The sequence below is a fragment of the Bacteroides sp. 3_2_5 genome (assembly GCF_000159855.2).
GTDB classification, from domain to species: domain Bacteria; phylum Bacteroidota; class Bacteroidia; order Bacteroidales; family Bacteroidaceae; genus Bacteroides; species Bacteroides fragilis.
The window spans coordinates 1,329,886-1,349,043 of record NZ_JH636044.1 but is presented as its reverse complement, the minus strand read 5'-3'; the positions used below and the strand labels follow the sequence as shown (position 1 = coordinate 1,349,043).

The following is a 19,158-nucleotide window of genomic DNA, read 5'->3' as shown; positions in this document are numbered from 1 at the left end:
GGCTATGGAGAGTCTTAACGGTAACTTGATAAACAGACAACTACGCACATCTTGAACGTAAGAAAAGAATTTTACGACAGAATGCATCCAGAATATAAGCAATTGATTATCAAACAATAATATCTTAATAAGAGAACTGTAGGAAGTTAACATTAACAGTACGTTAATATTAACTTCGTAATTGCAAGATATTAATTCTTTAGAGATACGAAGTTAATAAGCTATTGATAAGGAGGGAAAGCACTTTTACGGGCATTAACATTGTTAACGTATTCGTTGGTAAGAGCGTCCCGGCATTGGTTACAACCGCACAGTTTGCCGATGGCTTACCAGGCACAGTTCTTCTTTCTTCGTCCGGAATATGGCCGTATCGGTAAAACCACTTTTGGAAAGAATCGCCTTCAGTTCATCACAGGAATGAATCTCCATCCCTTCAACAAGTCCCGTCCAAGCCTTATTGGCAGGATCGCTTATCTCACAACAGATAAGAAAAGATCCACCGGGCTTTAACACACGCGCCACTTCCGTAAAAGCATGCTGCAGGTTACCCCAGAAGTAGACAGTCTCGAAAGCAGTGACCGCATCGAACGCATAATCAGGATAGGGAAGTCGGTGGACTCCTCCCTGCTCGATAAAGCAGCGTGTACCGAGATACTTTTTATTTTTTTTACGCGCAAAGGTGACACTCTCCGATGAAATATCTATGCCATACGCTTTCCCTTGCGGGCAACGTTGCAATATCTGTAGCAAATTGGCACCACCACCGCAACCGATATCGAGTACACTCCATTCCGGTTGCCATTGCAAACATGACATTCCCCATTGCGCCAATGATGCATGTCCTGTATTCATCCCCCAAAGTATCATTCTTCCGAAAAAACCTTCAGGCTTCCGGAAATTCTGTAAGATCCTGCTTACAAAGCCTCTCTTATTCATTTGTCTGCTGATTTAATATTTCAGGCAAAAGTACAGTTTCTGCCCAAACAGGCAATACCCAGAAATAGGGAATTTGTTTCCTAAAAGATATTTGCAGGTATGCATCTGCTTCCCGTTAAAATTATGACGAACAGATGCCCGGAGGTGCGATGCTCTTTTCGTTTCCGTTTCATAAATATTACATAAACATTACAACATAACAGATTCATTATCAATATCTATTAATAATAAACATTCATATATTCAGTAACAGGTCTGTAACACTACCCTCCTATTTTTGCACCGGAAAACAACAAGCAGATGTTATGAACAATGTACAGCAAGTAAAAACTTATTCGCAGAGAAAAATTTCTGATTTCCTTTTCATTCTTTGGGCAGGCGGAGCAGCGCTGCTCTCCTATTCATTGGTATATGCACTGAGAAAGCCTTATACAGCAGCCGGATTTGACGGACTTGAAGCGTTTGGAATGGACTACAAAGTGGTAGTTACCATCGCGCAAATATTAGGATATGTACTTTCTAAATTCATCGGAATTAAATTAATCTCCGAATTAAAACGGGAAAACCGGATGAAGTTTATTCTGATCTCCATAATTCTGGCTGAAGCTTCGTTAATATTGTTCGGACTGTTGCCCGCACCTTATAATATAGTAGCCATGTTTCTGAACGGACTTTCACTGGGATGTATGTGGGGAATCATTTTTAGCTTTATCGAGGGAAGACGAATGACGGACATTCTTGCCAGCTTACTCGGAGTCAGTATGGTCATCAGCTCGGGTACCGCCAAGTCGGCCGGTTTGTATGTCATGGACACTTTGAACATCAGCGAATTCTGGATGCCTGCCCTGATAGGCGGAGTTGCCCTTCCTCTACTTGCCTTGTTGGGATATGCACTCAACCGGCTTCCACAGCCAACAGCCGAAGACATTGCCATGAAATCGAAACGGGAAACACTGAACGGCAAGCAACGATGGGAGCTATTTAAGAATTTCATGCCTTTCCTCACTCTGCTCTTTATAGCCAATGTGGTACTGACTATCTTGAGAGATATAAAGGAGGACTTCCTGGTAAAAATTATCGATGTCTCTCAATACTCTTCGTGGATGTTTGCACAGGTAGACAGCGTAGTAACCCTCATTATTCTGATAATTTTCGGATTAATGGTATTCGTCAGAAGCAACTTGAAAGCACTGTCGATATTACTGGGATTGATCATTGCCAGCATGGTAGTGATGGCAGTCGTTTCGTTTGGTTACGAACAATTGCAGCTGAACGCCATCGCCTGGCTATTCATCCAGAGCCTGTGTCTCTATCTGGCTTTTCTCACTTTCCAGACTATCTTCTTCGACCGTTTTATCGCTTGCTTCAAAATTCGAGGTAACGTGGGTTTCTTCATTGCTATGAATGATTTTCTGGGCTATACGGGAACAGTCATAGTATTGGCTGTCAAAGAATTCTTTTCACCGGACATTAACTGGACAGCTTTCTACAATCTGATGGCAGGATATGTGGGAATAATCTGTTTCGTTGCTTTTGTATGCTCTTTCATCTACCTGCACCAACGCTACCGCAGGGAGAATTACGGAAAGACAGGGGTATTCAGAAAAAAAGAAGAAGAAAAAGAAGTTCCCGATTTCGTATATTAATTGCTATCTTTGTGGGTCAAAAAACTTAAAATGAAAGTTCACCATGAAGATTTTTCCAAGTAGCAGCATCAAGAAACTGGATGCTTACACCATAGAACATGAACCGATTGCATCGATCGACCTGATGGAGCGGGCCGCACAGGCACTGACCAAAGCCATCACCGAACGCTGGGACATCACAACTCCCGTCACGGTATTTGCCGGACCGGGCAACAATGGCGGAGATGCCCTTGCCGTGGTCCGAATGTTGGCGGAAAAGGAATACAAGGTCGAAGCCTATCTGTTTAACCCGAAAGGGGAACTGTCTGCCGACTGCCAGACCAACAAGGAGCTGGTAGAGATGATGGATAATGTGAAGTTCAGCGAAGTAAGCACACAGTTTGTACCTCCTGCCCTGACAATGGATCATCTGGTAGTGGACGGACTTTTTGGTTCGGGACTTAATAAGCCGCTAAGTGGCGGTTTTGCGGCAGTAGTGAAATATATCAATGCATCGCCTGCCACCGTAGTCGCCATCGATATCCCCTCGGGACTGATGGGGGAAGAGAACACATTTAATGTAAAAGCCAATATCATCCGTGCCCAATTGACATTGAGCCTGCAATTGCCGAAACTGGCTTTCCTCTTTGCCGAGAATTCCGAATTCGTAGGCGAATGGAAACTGTTGGATATCAACCTCAGTCGTGAAGCGATTGAGGAGACGGAAAGCAATTATGCCTTATTGGAAGCGGAAGAAATACACGCTCTGATCAAACCCCGTAACACTTTCTCACACAAAGGAAACTTTGGGCATGCTCTGCTGATTGCCGGTTCGTACGGCATGGCAGGCGCGTCGATACTGGCAGCCCGCGCCTGTATGCGTTCGGGTGTAGGCTTACTGACAGTCCATGCACCTATACGCAACAATGATATCCTGCAGATTTCGGTTCCGGAGGCAATTATCGAATCGGATGCCAGCGATACCTACTTTGCCTGCCCTACAGATACGGATGACTATCAGGCTGTAGGAATCGGTCCGGGCATCGGACGCTCGGAAGAGACCGAAGCTGCACTGCTTGAACAACTCAGTGGTTGCCAGACACCTCTGGTACTGGATGCCGATGCACTAAACATATTGGCCAACCACCGCCACGCACTGACCACATTGCCCAAAGGCTCTATTCTGACTCCCCATCCCAAAGAACTGGAACGCATGGTGGGCAAATGCCAGAACTCATACGAACGACTGATGAAGGCCTGTGAACTGGCCCGAACCGCCAAAGTACATATCATATTAAAAGGGGCCTATTCGGCAATTATCACCCCCTCGGGCAAGTGCTATTTCAACTCTACGGGTAATCCGGGTATGGCAACAGCCGGAAGCGGAGATGTATTGACAGGTGTCGTGCTGGCTTTGCTCGCACAGGGATATCCGGCTGAAGAAGCTGCCAAAATCGGTACTTATGTACATGGCCTGGCAGGTGATTTCGCACGCAAAAAGCAAGGCGTTATCAGCATGACGGCAGGAGACATTATCAGTAATCTGCCATTGGCTTGGCGTCTGGTAAGCGAATAAAAGTTAACAACTTATGATTTTCCAAATAACTTCATTAACTTTGTTTTTTAAACCAGTTAAAATAAACCGGAAATGAAAAAGCTAATTATACTGACAGGGCTGTTACTCTCTACCTCGGCTTATGCCCAGACCGAAGTTACAGCGGGAGTTACCCGGGGAAAAGATTACGGTGTAACCTATGCACTTCCTAAAACAGCAATCAATATTGAAGTCAAAGTCAATAAAGTGACATATACTCCGGGAGAATTCAGCAAGTATGCCGACCGTTATCTCCGGTTGACCGATGTGTCGGGTGAGCCTCAGGAATATTGGGAACTGGTCAGCGTCAAAGCAAAATCTGTCGGTATCCCCGATAGCGAACATACCTATTTTGTCAAGCTGAAAGATAAAACAGTAGCTCCGCTAATAGAATTGACCGAAGATGGTATCGTAAAATCAATCAACGTACCGCTATCTCCTAAAAAATCGGCTCCGATGCAACCCGCCACGACACAGAAAAAGAAGATAAATCCACGTGATTTTCTGACCGAAGAGATTCTGATGGCAGGTTCTACAGCTAAAATGGCGGAGTTGGTTGCCAAAGAGATTTATAACATTCGTGAAAGTAAAAATGCCCTGGTACGCGGACAGGCAGACAACATGCCCAAAGATGGGGAGCAACTGAAGATTATGCTTGCCAACCTGGAAGAGCAAGAGGCTGCCATGACCGAAATGTTCTCGGGTACCTTGAATAAAGACGAAAAGATATTCAACATCCGCCTCACTCCGGATAAGGAAATGGACAACGAAGTAGCCTTCCGCTTTTCGAAGAAGCTGGGCATAGTTGCTAATAACGATCTTGCAGGAGAGCCGGTTTATATCACGCTGAAGAATCTGAAAACCGTCAACGTACCGGAAGACGATGGCAAAAAGAAGGTGGACGGCATTGCCTATAATGTGCCCGGCAAAGCACAAGTAACACTAACGGAGGGGAAAAAGCAATGGTTTAACGGAGAACTTCCTGTCACACAATTCGGTACCATCGAATATCTGGCTCCGGCGCTTTTCAATAAGAAATCGACTGTTCAGGTTACTTTCAACCCGGATACAGGAGGCTTGATCAAGGTAGATAGAGAAGAAGGAGAATAAAACATAATCAAAAACTCCGGCCGATCTTAAATGAAGTGCACCCCAAAAGTTCATGTTTAACTTTTAGGGTGCACTTCATTTTTAAATCAGCCGGAGTCTCTTTATTATATTCCGATAGTATATCGTAATGCAATCAGTTCTCAATCACTAATTTCACAAATCCGTCTTTCTGCAACTGAGTGATATAAGCCGTAATACGTGATTCGTAATTTTCTTCATAATTGAAGTGTTCTGCCAGCTCTTCAATAATCCGGCGTACGGTTCTCTTTCCGTCAATCAACTCCCATACGGCAGTGCCATGATCTTCCAGCCGGACATGAATATCCGTAGACATTCCTTTAGGCAACAAGAATCGCCGCATCCACTCGTATTTAAACCGGGGGAAAGCAATGGTAACGGTACCATCGCTTCCCTTTTCGGCCGTAATATTTTCACTACGGAAAGGAATTACATCCAAAAGATTTATTTTCTCTTTCACGTCTGCCATATACTGTTATTTTTTGATATTTGCTTCCTGCAGTCCGTATCCCTTCTTCTTGTCTTCCGCTTTCAACATTAAAGCTACAATCAGAGCCAAAACACCGAAACAAGCAAAGATAGCCATAGGCAAAGTATAGTCATAAGTCTGCGCTCCATCCACAACAGGACCTTTGCAATAGGTATTCAACACCCATCCGATCAACAGAGGTACCCCCATCAATCCCCAGTTCTGCACCCAGAAAATCAAAGCATAGGCAGTACCCAGTTGTTTCTCCGGAATAATTTTCGGAACAGAAGGCCACATGGCCGAAGGCACCAGTGAAAAAGCAATACCCAGAACAATCATAATCACAGTGGCAAACCACCATACGTTCAGAATGGGAAGCGCAAACAAAGTATGCACACCAATCAGCATGACGGCACCGATAATCATCAACGTCGCTCCCTTACCGATACGATCATAAAGAGTACCAAACAACGGAGTCAGGAAGATGGTACCTATCGGTAGTAATCCCGGAATATTTCCGGCCAGCTTAGGGTCTACGTTATACTTCTGCACCATCAAGTCGGTTGCATATTTAATAAAGGGGAAAACAGCAGAATAGAATAGTACACACAATAAAGCAATCAGCCAGAAGCCTTTATTGGTGACAATCAGCATAACGTCCTTCATACGGAACGGTTCTTCCGGTTCTTCTCCCTGAGCATCTAAAGAAGCGTCAAGTTTCTTATCATAAAAGGTATAAATGAAAAAGGCGATAGTACCGATGCACAGCATGATCAGGCACAACAAAATAGGCATCGGAATATTGGTATGGAAACTGCCGCTTTCATCCGTATAGCCGAAATAATCGGCAATGGGAACGGTAAGCACCATAGCCAAAGTGGTACCGATACGTGCGGTTGCCATCTCAAGTCCCATAGCCAAAGCCATCTCTTTACCTTTAAACCATTTCACGATAATCTTAGAGACGGTGATACCGGCGATCTCTACGCCGACACCAAAGATAGCGTATCCTAAAGCCGCCAGAAAGACCTGAGTCTTGAAACCCATAATCAAAGCTCCCTCAGGAAAAGTAGTAGAGATAGCATAATATTTTAGTCCACAACCCAACACCATCAGTATACAAGCTCCCATACCGGTGAAACGAACTCCCATCTTATCGAGAATAATACCACCGAAAATCAACATGAGCAGGAATACATTGAACCATCCGTAAGCACTGGTAAAGAATCCGTAGTCCAAACTATCCCAGAGAAGCTCTTTCTCGAGCATAGGCTTTAAAGGGGACATTACATCGGTGAGGAAATAGCCGCAAAGCATAGTAAACGCGACCAGAGCGAGCACACTCCAACGAAGTGTTTTGGAGTCACTCAATTTGTTTTTCAATTGTTCTGTCATTGTAATATTTAAACTCAGAAATTAGTAAAAGTGTTATTGCGAACAAAGGTAACTAAATCTGCCTTGTATGCCTAACAAAAAGATGCATTTTACGGCAAAAAATAAGCGAAGCTGCAAGTTTCGGTTTGAAATTGCAGCTTCGCTTATCGTTTCTTAAAAAGAATCTGTTGTTAGTTTGCCGGAGTAGCCGGAGTTTCTGTGGCAGGTGCTTCAACCGGAGCAGCAGCGTCTGTCTTCGGTGCAGTAGTACCTACGGGCAGGTTATAAGGGTTGGTCTGCTCTTCCTGCTGTGCCTGTTCCATAATGACATCTTGTGTTTTAGAAGAAGAAGTCGGAACGACATACGCAGTAGCAATGCTCATCACAACCATAAATGCAGCTAAGCCCCAAGTTGCTTTTTCCAGAAAGTCTGTAGTTTTGCGTACACCCATAATCTGGTTAGATGATGAGAACCCTGAAGCAAGACCACCGCCTTTTGAGTTCTGAATCAACACAATGAAGCACATCAGTATGGCTGCAATAACCATTAAGATAACTAATAATAAGTACATTTTGTTATTTTGATTTAGCGTTAATAATCAATTTCTCTAAAAATCTGATTTGGTCTGCAAAGTAAGCATTTTTTTTTGGATATTTCAAACTTAATTTTTTAATAATTTCAAGCGCCTTGGAATATCGATGCTGTTTGACGTATATTTTGGCCAATGTTTCGGTGAAACAGCTATCATCTTCATCTTCTTCATGATGCGTCTCGCTCTGTTCCTCTTCGGAGATAGCTTTATTTTCATCTGCCGGTTGCAAACGGATAGATGTTTCTTCTTCACTTCTTTCGATAAAGCCGTCAATCAATTCATGACCGCGAAGTTTGGGAGTTTCTTCCAGTTCCGGTGTATCGTCTTCTTGCAGCAAATAGGTGGTATAGTCCGTTGCATAGTCCAGGCTTGTCTGGGCTGAAACCTCTTCGGGAACGGTGGCCAGAAAAGCATCGATCAGGGAAAGCGTACGATCGAGGCTGGGCTCTTCCTCTAAAACTTCTGTTTCGGGAAGTGCGTTCTTTTTCCGAGGTTTCAAAATATATCGTTCACCCTCAATCAGATAAAACAGCTTCCGGCGATCAGCCACATGCAATATGGCTTTACGAAGCTCGGCACCGAAAGAGATATCGTGCAACAAATATAGATTTTTAAGATAGAGTAATCGCAGTGACTGAAAATAAGGATAGCGTGTGACAAGCGTTCGCAACTCGTACAAAGTATCTTTATTCAGCGTTTCCGGATGCTGAATCCATTGTTGTAAGTTAGCAGAAATCATTCTAATTACCAGTTTGCTACCGTTGCGTTAAATATTTGATCTGTAATCTCTTTGGTCATCTCCGCAATCAGTCCGTCCTGAACGGCTGTCAGCAACTCCCTCGAATCATAGACACGGAAGGCCGAGAACTGTTGCTCGAAGTCCTGTTCATGATTCGTATTGTTCACAAAACGAACATTCACTGTGATGGTCAACTTGGTTTCAGAAGAGTATCCGTCGGCCGAAACAGCCTGGTTATACTGGTTGTATCCGGTAATCTCTCCATCAATCTCGAGGTCGGCATTGTTATTCACCAGTTTCAGACGGGTCTGACGAAGGAAAATGTCTTTCAGGTCCTCGTTGAACTTAGTGCCTAACGGTGCATAAACATAGTCCGACTTAATAGGAAAGTCGGCAATAGAGATAGTCTTTACCTTATCGTAATTGATATTACCACCATTAAACTTATAAGAAACAGTACACGAAATTCCTACTACCAGTGTGAAAACCAGCAGTGAAATTCGCATTATCTTTTTATTCCAATCCATATTCTTTTATTTTTCGGTAAAGGGTACGCTCGGATATATTAAGATCCTTTGCCGCGCTTTTTCGCTTGCCATGATGCTTTTCAAGGGCTTTGCGTATCATTTCTTTCTCGACTTCGTCCAACGAAAGCGACTCTTCCACATACTCTTCGGTATCTTGTATGTCATCGTCATCGGGACAATTGGGCTTGACCGGATGAATGATGGCAGGCACTGAGGGTGTAGGGGTTACTACCGGAGCCGGCGTATAAAACGTACCGACATTAGAGGTTACCGCTCCGCGCTCGGACATGATTTCGTGTACAAGCTTTTTCAGTTCGGTCACATCTTGTCGCATGTCAAAAAGGACCTGATATAAGATTTCACGTTCACTTTCGAAGCTCTTCCCTGTCTTTACACCGAACAGGGCAGGCAATCGCTGCGTACTCTGGGCAGGCAGATAAGATTGCAAGATAGGGGCATTAATCTCACGATTGGTCTCAATTATAGAGATTTGCTCCGTGATATTCTTCAACTGACGCACATTACCCGGCCAGGAATAAGACAGCAAAACCCGTTTGGCATCTTCGGTCAGCTGTATGGCGGGCATACGATACTTCTCTGCAAAGTCACTTGCAAACTTACGGAACAGTAACAGCACATCTTCTCCACGCTCCCGCAAAGGAGGGATCTGGATGGGCACCGTGTTGAGACGATAGTATAAATCCTCACGGAAACGTCCCTCTGCAATGGCCTGGGTCAAATTGACATTGGTAGCAGCCACAATGCGGACATCCGTTTTCTGTACTTTGGAGGAGCCTACTTTTATAAACTCCCCACTCTCGAGTACACGAAGCAAACGTGCCTGCGTGGGCAAAGGCAATTCTCCGACTTCATCCAGAAAAATAGTTCCGCCGTCGGCTTCACCAAAATAGCCCTTTCGCTCACCGATGGCTCCCGTAAAAGCCCCTTTTTCATGACCGAACAGTTCCGAATCGATGGTTCCTTCAGGAATAGCACCACAGTTGACAGCAATATACTGTCCATGCTTTCGGCGACTGTATTGGTGAATGATCTGAGGAAAACTTTCCTTACCGACACCACTCTCTCCGGTTATTAGCACGGACAAATCGGTAGGTGCCACCTGTATGGCAACATCTATCGCACGCGTCAAAGCTTCAGTGTTACCAATAATACCGAACCTTAGTTTTACCTGTTGTATTTCCGCTTTTGTCATATTCGCACTAAACTCCCTTCCTGATTAAATATCATCATCTACTGTATCGAGCTTCAGTTTATCACTGTCGTCTCGTTTCTCGTAATACTGTTTACGTAACGGATTGGCATGTGCTTCCTTCTCACGTTGACGGTTACGGAATACGTCGATCGCTACATAAATAGCCTGACGGAATGAATCTTCGCAAGCAACGCCTTTTCCTGCAATATCATAGGCTGTGCCATGCGCGGGAGAAGTGCGTATCACCGGCAAACCCGCCGTGTAGTTCACACCTTCATCCATGGCCAATGCCTTGAAAGGAGCCAATCCCTGATCGTGATACATGGCCAGTACTCCGTCAAAATGGGTGAAATTGCCCGATCCCATAAATCCGTCAGCCGGATAAGGGCCATAGCACAAGATTCCCTTGGCAGCCATTTCCTGAATAGCAGGAGAAATGATTTCCTGTTCTTCTGTACCGAGCAATCCGTCGTCTCCGGCATGCGGATTCAGTGCCAACACTGCGATGCGCGGTGCACCAATCCCGAAATCCTGTTTCAACGACCGGTTGAATATGGCAAGTTTCTCCTGAATCAGTTCCTTGGTTATTGAAGAGGCTATCTCGCGAACCGGAATATGTCCTGTTACCAAAGCTACCCGGAAATCCTCTTTCATCAGGATCATCAGTGATTTTGAACCATTCCCCAGACGTTGTTCGATGTATTCCGTATGTCCGGGAAAAGCAAATCCTTCGGACTGAATCGTATGCTTATTGATAGGAGCCGTCACTATGACATCGATCAAGCCTTCCCTGAACTCCTCTATCGCCTTCTCAAGTGCTCCCAAAGCTGCTTTACCGGCTTCCGGATCGGGTTTTGAGAACTCTACTTTCACCTCGTCATCCGTACAGTTGACCACGCTCAGGCGATTGTGGGCAGCTTCTGCAGCGGTATTGACAATACTGAAGTTAGTAGGCAAATCAAGCGACTTGCGGTGATATGCAGCCACTTTCGGAGAGCCGTAAATGACCGGTGTACAGAGTTCCAACATGACGGGGTCGGCAAACGTTTTTAAAATGACTTCGTATCCTACCCCATTTATGTCTCCCTGAGTGATGCCAATTTTTATTTTGTTATCTTCCATTTTGTTATTTGTTAGTTTTCTCCTCCTGCTCTATGCCCATCGGAATCTGTTCCTGCGCCTTCTCGGTAGGAAGTTGCAAAGTATACAGAGATGCTTCCAATCGGCGCATCAGGTCACGTTTCATTTTATCGGGTGAGTAAATAAATACTTCTGTAGTGATAATACGGTGGCTGGCTTTATCCAGACGGGTGTGCGAAACAAACGGGCCACCCATGAAATCGCCCTTTATGCGCCACAGTCCGCGTGCTTCCATTGTGTAATCTCCATGAATATCAATCGGACGAACCTCTACGGTAGACGAATCAGTCGCCATGTACATACCCTCTTTGGCACCCGGAATATTAGCCTTCATCACTGAATCGCGCTTATGGATAAAGAACTCTTTCGTAAAGGTATCCTTATCTGTATACGGGTAAGAGTAGATTACAAAGTTCTGGTCTCCGGTAGCGGCATTAGTACCTGCCCAGAAAAAGTCTTCTCCTGTCTTCGAACTGCTCAGTTCAGCCGGAAGCCAGATATCACTGTTGAACATGCTACCTACTTTCGTTGAAATATAGTCATTATGATTTTTCTCCAGGAAAGAGATCTGACGGTTCATTTCGGCACGGGTAAAGAAGTCTATAATCGGCTGTTTGTTCTCTTCGACAAACTTCTCAAACGATGCCTCGTCCGGAGCCTGGATAGTCAAAATCATCTGGGGAGATGCATATACATCCTTGGCATACTTGAATTTAGGTTGGGTATAAATGTCCTGTATATCTACGATAATAATGTTGCGCACCAACTTCAGGATGGCATCAAAATCTTTGGGAGAAGTAGACATGATCCTAAACGAACGTTCCGATTGCGGAAGTCCGGGCACATCTGTATCGAGCACATTGTACAAAGCTCTACCGGCAGGACGCTCCCACACAGGCTTCTCAACCACAACGAGGACTTCATAAGCACGTCCGCTGGAAGTTGGAGTAAACACACTTTTCTTGCCGCTTTTACAAGAAAACAACACTACTGCTACAAGAGCCATACTGAGGTAAAACAGGTACTTTTTCATATGCATCAATTTTAATGTTTTCACAAATCTACGAAATGGTCGTATACTTTCATCCAATGTGCTGATAATTTATATTAATTCTTGTTACTCTCCTCCTGTTTAGCCGTCGATAACATCCCGCAAGCGGCAAAAATATCTTCTCCCCGGGAAGCTCGAATGGTAGTGAACAGTCCATGTGAGGTCAGGTAGTCACGAAATGACGTCATAGTCTCCATACCGGCACCCTCGAGGTCTACCCCGGGAATGGCATGAAACCGGATTAAGTTCACCCGGCAGTCAAGCCCACGCAGCAATTTCAACAGCTCCTTAGCATAAATCAGCGAATCATTGACGCCCTTAAAAACAATGTATTCAAACGAAAGTCTGCGCTGTTTACTAAAATCATAGTTTTTTAACAGATCGACCATTTCTTTAATCGAGAAAGCCCTTTCGGCCGGCATCAGCTCAGAACGTTGTGAAGGAAAAGGAGAATGCAGGCTGATAGCCAGATGGCATTCGCTTTCTTCAATAAAGCGTTGAAGCCCTTTCCGCAATCCTACAGACGACAAAGTAATGCGCTTAGGGCTCCATCCGTATCCATACGAAGCAGTCAGGATATGCAGCGCTTTTAATACTTCATCCAAATTATCGAGAGGCTCGCCCATCCCCATCATCACGACATTAGTCAACTTATCCCGCTCCGGCAATGCTGCGATTTGATTCAAGATCTGATTGGCTGTCAGACTTGCGGTAAATCCTTGTTTACCCGTCATGCAGAACTTACAGTTCATTTTACAGCCTACCTGAGAAGACACGCACAATGTCGCCCGATCCTCGTCCGGAATATACACAGCTTCAACAAAATGATTGTCACTTACCTGATAAAGATACTTCACCGTACCATCTACGGAACGCATCTCATCAACAGGCGCGGATATCCCCAAATCATACTCTCCCTTGAGCAACTCTCTATGCTTCAACGACAGATTGGTCATTTCATCAATAGAAGTCACTTTTTTATCGTATAACCAGGAAGCGATCTGTTTGGCTGCAAAAGCAGGCATCCCCAAATCTTTGGTGACAGATTGCAATTCGGTAAGGGTCATTCCTAAAAGCGGATATTTGGGCATATTTACTACAAATATTTATTTATTCATGCAAATGTAAGGAATAAAAGTCGATTTTAAAAAAGAGAAGGGACAAAAGTTAATGGGAAGAGGGAAAGAGATAGCAAAAAGAAAGGCTGTTCCGTGCGGAACAGCCTTTCGTATATTAAAACGATGTTATCTAAAAAACAAATCCGTTTTTAGAAGAACAGGTATCGTTTATCTTTTACATCGCCTTTCAGATAAAGATCGTTCATAAAACGACTTGCCAGACGGGCATGCATGTTTTCCAATGTAGCCTCTTCTGATTGGGCATCGAATGTTTCGTTCAGCTTATCTTTGGCATATACCTGCAACACAAATACACCGCCATTACCCTTGATAGGAGCGCTCAGCTTATTGATATCCGAAACCGAAGCGTATGCGCCTACCAGCGGCTCACTACTACGCAAAGCGGCTACATAAGCAGGCGCTGCAAATGTTACGTGTTTTACAGAATCACTTACTGCATTGGCCATCGATGTGTACTGGGCAATTGTAGTTGCATTGGCAGCCTTCATGTCGGCCATGATCTTCTCAGCTTTCTTATCACGAATGATTTCAGCTCTCAACTGATCCTGAACCTGGGCCAAAGGACGATAACCTTCTTCGATCACGCTAACCAGACCAACAACCAACATGCGGTCGCTTTCGCCACATTCATATAAGCCGGAAACTTCACCCGGTTTTGCAGCAAAGGCCCATTTCAGTGCTTCTTTAGTCCCTCTGATACCACCGATTCCGTGTTCTGAGCTATACAGATCATTTCTTTCGAGCAATTTATAGCCTGATTCTTCAGCATTGGCCGCAACCTTGTCTACTGTCGGGTTAGCTGCAATAAACTGGCTGAATTCATTATAAGCTTTATTATAAGTTTCTTTGCTGAACTCAACCGCACGCTTGATAACGGCAACTTTATATTTATCTTTCACAGCTTTCTTATCAGTCACCTGCAAAATGATATTACCTTGTCCCAATGCTACGTTAGAGAGTTCGTTTACTCCCAGATTGTTGATAGTGCTGATAAATTTCAAGTTATCGCCATCAACCTGTGCATTTTCGTAGTTAGCAGACGAAATCCAGTTGGATTCACCTGTTTGTCCGTACTTCTTAGCCAAAGCTGTAAAGTCGGCTCCACCCTTAATAGCAGTATAGATGCTGTCAGCCAAAGCCTTTGTTTTAGCAGCGTCTTCTGTGTAAACCTGAATCTGACGGAACTGTACAGAATCGGCAGCAGCCACTTTAGACAACACCTTGAACGAATTGATAGTATTGTCGCCTGCATTGTAGTAAGGGCCATATACTTGTCCAATCGAAGCTGAATCCATGCGTGCAACTACATCTGACGGGAAAGCTTTCTTGGTATAGTACAAATCAACATACGGATATTCCGATCCGGTAGAACGGATGAAAGTAGTATAATCACCATTGGCAGTAGCCAGTTGGTTTGTATAATCAGTCACTTCTTGCTGGATAGCAGCTCTGTCTTCTGCACTGGCTGTCACCTGTACATCGATGTATTTGATGTTGCGTGTTTCAACATATTGTTTGAACTGTTCTTTCTTCTTGTTATAGAGATCTTTCAGTTCAGACTCTTTAACTGTGATAGTAGAGTCTACAATAGAAGAATAAGGAACAGCAGCCAACAGAACATCCGACTGGTTTACTCTTGCGTCGAATGCATCCTGTGCCTCAACCGGATTAGAGAAAAGAGCTTTAGTCACCAGTGCCTGGTATTTTTCCGCCAAACGGCTCTGGATCAGTGTCTTTTCTACAAATGACCAAAGTTTGTGCATTCCTTCATAGTATTCCACATATTGAGACGGCATCTTGGTCTTGTCCATTTTAGAGTAGTCAGCCAAGAATTTCTTCAACATATCTTTATCGAAAGCGCCCGTTTGAGGATTGCGGAACGGAGTCTGCTGCAGCAACGGATTCACACCTTCGTTAATGATTGATTGAATTTCAGCCTTCGAAACAGTAATACCGAGCTTCTTCGCTTCTTTTTCAATCAGTTTATTGTTCACATAGCTACGCCATACTTCGTCTTTCACTTGATTGGTCTGTTCATCATTCAATGAACTCATTCCGCTTGAGAACTTGATAACCTCGGTATATTCTTCTACCATGTTCTGGTAGTCCTGAGCAGAAAGAGTTTCTCCATTGACTTCGCCTACATCATGCGATTGGTGTGGCTGGAGAACTTTCCAGGCATCGCCCGCAATGAAAGCAAACAAAGCCAAACCAATAACGATCACCAACAGGGGTCCTTTGGATCTAATGTTTTGTAATGTTGCCATTTTGATTAATACGATTTATTTGTTATTATTATTTTCTTCATCTTTGGTTTTAGCGCACGAAGATACAAAAAATGCTAATATGCATCTATTTATTAGCTAAAAAATTACAGCTATCGATCATTATTCCATTACTTTCAGTCGGACAAGTTCGATTTTCGTTGCTGTAACCTTAATTATCTTAAACTGATATTTACCGACAGAGACCAATTCGTGCAATTTCGGAAAGCTCTGGTATTGATTCAAGATTAATCCTCCCACCGTTAGATAGTCATCGGATTCGGGAAGCTCCAAATTAAAAGTTTCGTTTACTTTTTCTATTTCCAAACGGGCCGAAAGCACGTATTCATGCTCACCGATCTGCTTACAAATATAGGAAGTGTTGTCGTGTTCGTCTTCGATATCACCGAAAATTTCTTCAACAAGGTCTTCAAGGCTGACAATGCCCGAAGTTCCTCCAAATTCATCCACTACCACGGCAATGGTCTTTTTCTGCTGCATAAACAGCTTCATCAGTTTATGGGCCGCCATCGTTTCAGGCACAATGGGAACTTCTTTCACATGATCGCGCCAATCTTTCGGGCTACGAAACATTTCGGACGAATGAATGTATCCCACCACATTGTCTATATTACCATCATAGACAATTATTTTTGATATACCGGACTCAACAAACCGGCCTTTAAGTTCTTCAAGGGATGTATCCAGCGCAACTGCTACCACTTCTGTCCGTGGAACGATGCAGTCGCGTATCTTGACCGCCGAGAAGTCGAGTGCATTCTGAAAGATTTTCACTTCCGTGTCCAGAGTTTCCTCACTTTCGGCATTGTCTATACTCGACTGGACAAAATAATCCAGATCTACCTTACCAAAGGCTTTCGCAGAGGCTTCCTTGTTCACTTTCATCCCAAACAGGCGAAGAAAGAGGTAAGAGACTCCCGACGAAAATTTAGATATAGGATAGAGAACAACATAACAGATGAAAAGAGGAACTGCACAGACATTCAGGGCCAGATTGGGATTGATCTTAAAAAGCGTTTTGGGCAGAAACTCTCCTGTCACCAAGATGATCAGTGTGGAGATCACGGTCTGTACCAATACCATTACAAAATGATTGGTGATCCATCCGGCCAGCAAATTGTCGCCGATAATCTGTGCCATCAATATACCATAGATAACCAGAGCGATGTTATTCCCGACCAGCATGGTCGAAATAAAATCATTGGGATTCCGGAAGAATAGCGAAAGGATACGCGATGATACCCCTCCTTTCCGGTCCATTTCAAAACGAAGTTTGTCTACCGAAACAAAAGCAATCTCCATTCCCGAAAAGAAAGCAGAAAATGCCATCGTAATCAACAGGTAAATAATGATGCTCATAGTTAGTTTACAGAATCTGTTTTTGCCTTTTCGGCATCTTCATCGATATATACTATACCGGATATGTTATGAACAACCGGCTTCATAAACTGATCGTCTGACTCAAAGCCATATCCGGTCATAATCTGATCCGGTTTTTCCATCCGGACAAACTTATCGGTATACACTTTCTTGGTGGCTTCATTCCAATATAACAACTCGGTGGTCACATGATCGCCCTTCAGACTCTTAATATCTACATTTCCAATAAGTTTCCAAAGCCGGTCACGATCATAATAATAAGCCGTATCCGCCTTTATACTCGCATCTATATGAAATAGCGAATCGAACTGTTCCAGATAAATGCCCTTCTCAAAAGCCCAATACGAGGGTTTCTTCTTATCAAAAATCAACCATTCTTCAGTGTTGACCCGGTAACGTGTGACACCGGAATCGGATATAAGGGTCGTTACCCCCCGTGTATCCATAACAGGCAGTGAATCCCGCTCGGTAATGGCATCGGCCATCGCCTTATTTCTCCCGCCACAGGAAGAAAATAAAAGAAGCATAACAATTGCCCCGAAGACAATTGTTATGCTCAAACTTTTATTTAATAAACTGTTACTTTGTTGTCGCAACATAGATTTATCTGATCGTTGTAGACTCTCCAATCCAACCACCGATAGTGATGCGGTCGCCGGCTTTGTAGCCCAACATAAACAAGTCTTTAGCCTGCGGAGTATAAGCGGAATATCTGCTGATCATTTTGTTAACTTCTTCTGTTACACTCGGATCTACAGATTTAGCTTTCTGCAATTTGTCGATAACAGCAAAATAAGTACACTTGTTCAAAGCCGATTCATCACTCCAGTTAGGACTCATAGCATACAAGTTGGCGATAAGGATATAAGGAGCACCATAGTTTTCATTGAAGCTGATTGCTTTCTGAGCATAAGATCTTGCCTGAGACAATTTCTTGGCAGTAGTCAAAACACTGGCAGCAGCATAAGCCTTTTCTGCTTTCTTTGCATTGTCTGTCTCAAGGTTGATCGCTTCGTCAAAGAACTTCACAGAACCATCGATATCCCCTTTCTTATAGGCCTGGTATGCACATCCGGTAGCAGCCTCAGCCGAAGGCTCAATCTTGTATACATAGAATGAAGCCTGCTGATAAGCGTCGCTATCCGTACACTTCATCATCTTCATAATGCTGATGACTTTCTTCAAATAATTCAAATCAGTCTGATTCGTTTCTACCTTAGGTCCATAGATACCTTGCAGTGATTCGCAATCGGCAGTACCGCTGTTAATGAACAGAGCTACCAGATTATCTTTGATACCTCCGAAAGCTTTCTTCACACTCTCTTTATCAGCAGCAGCTATAGCATCGTCTGCATATTCGGATGCAGCCAGATAGTCCTGAATAAACTGCTCTTTGTGAGCCGGATCTTCCTTCAGTTTATCGTGAGACATCTGCAAGAAATAGAACAATGTAGCAGCTGCAGACTCAGCTTTCGCAGCGTCCACCGATTTTTTCAACCAATCATAAGCTTGATTTACATCCACCTTCGGAGCAAATGCAATATAATCGACAGCTTTAATGCCCAGTGCTTCATCTTCCGACGATACTTTTACACCTTTTCCCAAGAATTCCTGAGTATACTTCATACGCAAATCGTGCGTATTCATCAACTCATCAAAATACTTTTTGTATTCTGCAGAGTTTCTGTCTTTGATCTGCCCCAGCAACCCTTTCAGAATTTTATAACCGTCTGTGAAGGTATAGAAACGAAGAGTCGGGCAGTTCTCCAAAACAGCTTTCCACGGAGTATAAGCATCTTTAAAGTTACCAGCTTTCACTGCTTCGTGAGAAATACTACTGTTCGAATTACAATTAGCGTCGTCCTGTGCTACCACAGTTGTTGCTCCCGCCGAAAGAAACAACACAGCCACAAGCGTTTTAATTTTCATTGTATCTAAATTTTAGTTGTTATATAATACCGTCTA

General features: G+C 43.8%; 17 protein-coding genes. 3 read left to right on the top strand and 14 right to left on the bottom strand.

Annotated features, from left to right (window positions below; translation table 11 throughout):
• Nucleotides 1-300 precede the first annotated feature (300 nt).
• On the bottom strand, nt 301-936 hold the full coding sequence (locus tag BSHG_RS12535; RefSeq protein WP_008658900.1) for a class I SAM-dependent methyltransferase: 636 nt from the start codon (nt 934-936) through the stop codon (nt 301-303).
• Between the two features lie 305 nt (nt 937-1,241).
• On the opposite strand from BSHG_RS12535, the gene BSHG_RS12540 reads away from it, so the two are divergent.
• The 3 genes from BSHG_RS12540 (at nt 1,242) to BSHG_RS12550 (ending at nt 5,265) form a co-directional block, all read left to right on the top strand.
• A complete protein-coding gene (locus BSHG_RS12540; RefSeq protein ID WP_008658899.1) occupies nt 1,242-2,582 on the top strand; it encodes a DUF5690 family protein in 1,341 nt (446 codons plus the stop codon).
• 43 nt (nt 2,583-2,625) lie between these two features.
• Entirely contained in the window at nt 2,626-4,137 is a 1,512-nt protein-coding gene (locus BSHG_RS12545; protein WP_008658897.1) for a bifunctional ADP-dependent NAD(P)H-hydrate dehydratase/NAD(P)H-hydrate epimerase, read from the top strand.
• A gap of 72 nt (nt 4,138-4,209) precedes the next feature.
• Entirely contained in the window at nt 4,210-5,265 is a 1,056-nt protein-coding gene (locus tag BSHG_RS12550) for a DUF4831 family protein (RefSeq protein WP_005801184.1), read from the top strand.
• Between the two features lie 133 nt (nt 5,266-5,398).
• Here BSHG_RS12550 and BSHG_RS12555 read toward each other — a convergent pair whose 3' ends face one another.
• The 13 genes from BSHG_RS12555 to BSHG_RS12615 all read right to left on the bottom strand — a co-directional run bounded on the left by BSHG_RS12555 (nt 5,399) and on the right by BSHG_RS12615 (nt 19,122).
• On the bottom strand, nt 5,399-5,752 hold the full coding sequence (locus tag BSHG_RS12555) for a PqqD family protein (protein WP_005795891.1): 354 nt from the start codon (nt 5,750-5,752) through the stop codon (nt 5,399-5,401).
• 6 nt (nt 5,753-5,758) lie between these two features.
• Nucleotides 5,759-7,147: an MFS transporter gene (locus tag BSHG_RS12560; RefSeq protein WP_005785475.1), complete on the bottom strand. Its 1,389-nt coding sequence runs from the start codon at nt 7,145-7,147 to the stop codon at nt 5,759-5,761.
• 170 nt (nt 7,148-7,317) lie between these two features.
• Nucleotides 7,318-7,698, bottom strand: coding sequence for a preprotein translocase subunit SecG (gene secG / locus BSHG_RS12565; RefSeq protein WP_005785472.1), 381 nt, complete (start codon nt 7,696-7,698; stop codon nt 7,318-7,320).
• 4 nt (nt 7,699-7,702) lie between these two features.
• Nucleotides 7,703-8,458 carry a hypothetical protein gene (locus BSHG_RS12570; RefSeq protein WP_008658878.1) on the bottom strand — a complete coding sequence of 252 codons (756 nt, stop codon included), beginning with the start codon at nt 8,456-8,458 and terminating at the stop codon, nt 7,703-7,705.
• Between the two features lie 5 nt (nt 8,459-8,463).
• A complete protein-coding gene (gene lptE / locus BSHG_RS12575) occupies nt 8,464-8,985 on the bottom strand; it encodes an LptE family protein (protein WP_008658877.1) in 522 nt (173 codons plus the stop codon).
• Nucleotides 8,972-10,198, bottom strand: coding sequence for a sigma-54 interaction domain-containing protein (locus BSHG_RS12580; protein ID WP_005813030.1), 1,227 nt, complete (start codon nt 10,196-10,198; stop codon nt 8,972-8,974). Before BSHG_RS12580 ends, lptE begins: the two co-directional genes overlap by 14 nt.
• Nucleotides 10,199-10,222: 24 nt before the next feature.
• Nucleotides 10,223-11,320: a 4-hydroxythreonine-4-phosphate dehydrogenase PdxA gene (gene pdxA / locus BSHG_RS12585; RefSeq protein ID WP_005785465.1), complete on the bottom strand. Its 1,098-nt coding sequence runs from the start codon at nt 11,318-11,320 to the stop codon at nt 10,223-10,225.
• 4 nt (nt 11,321-11,324) lie between these two features.
• The gene (locus BSHG_RS12590; protein WP_005785463.1) at nt 11,325-12,371 is read right to left on the bottom strand and encodes a DUF4837 family protein; all 1,047 of its coding nucleotides are present in this window, start codon (nt 12,369-12,371) and stop codon (nt 11,325-11,327) included.
• Between the two features lie 74 nt (nt 12,372-12,445).
• Nucleotides 12,446-13,480 (bottom strand): 23S rRNA (adenine(2503)-C(2))-methyltransferase RlmN, encoded by a 1,035-nt coding sequence (rlmN, locus tag BSHG_RS12595; protein ID WP_005785461.1) that lies wholly within the window; start codon nt 13,478-13,480, stop codon nt 12,446-12,448.
• 176 nt (nt 13,481-13,656) lie between these two features.
• Nucleotides 13,657-15,795 (bottom strand): peptidylprolyl isomerase, encoded by a 2,139-nt coding sequence (locus BSHG_RS12600; protein ID WP_008658876.1) that lies wholly within the window; start codon nt 15,793-15,795, stop codon nt 13,657-13,659.
• A 120-nt stretch (nt 15,796-15,915) separates the two neighbouring features.
• Nucleotides 15,916-17,172 carry a hemolysin family protein gene (locus BSHG_RS12605; RefSeq protein WP_005795896.1) on the bottom strand — a complete coding sequence of 419 codons (1,257 nt, stop codon included), beginning with the start codon at nt 17,170-17,172 and terminating at the stop codon, nt 15,916-15,918.
• Between the two features lie 2 nt (nt 17,173-17,174).
• On the bottom strand, nt 17,175-17,792 hold the full coding sequence (gene lptC, locus BSHG_RS12610; protein ID WP_005813036.1) for an LPS export ABC transporter periplasmic protein LptC: 618 nt from the start codon (nt 17,790-17,792) through the stop codon (nt 17,175-17,177).
• A gap of 4 nt (nt 17,793-17,796) precedes the next feature.
• Nucleotides 17,797-19,122, bottom strand: a complete 1,326-nt coding sequence (locus BSHG_RS12615) for a hypothetical protein (protein WP_005785453.1) — start codon at nt 19,120-19,122, stop codon at nt 17,797-17,799.
• Nucleotides 19,123-19,158: the final 36 nt, after the last annotated feature.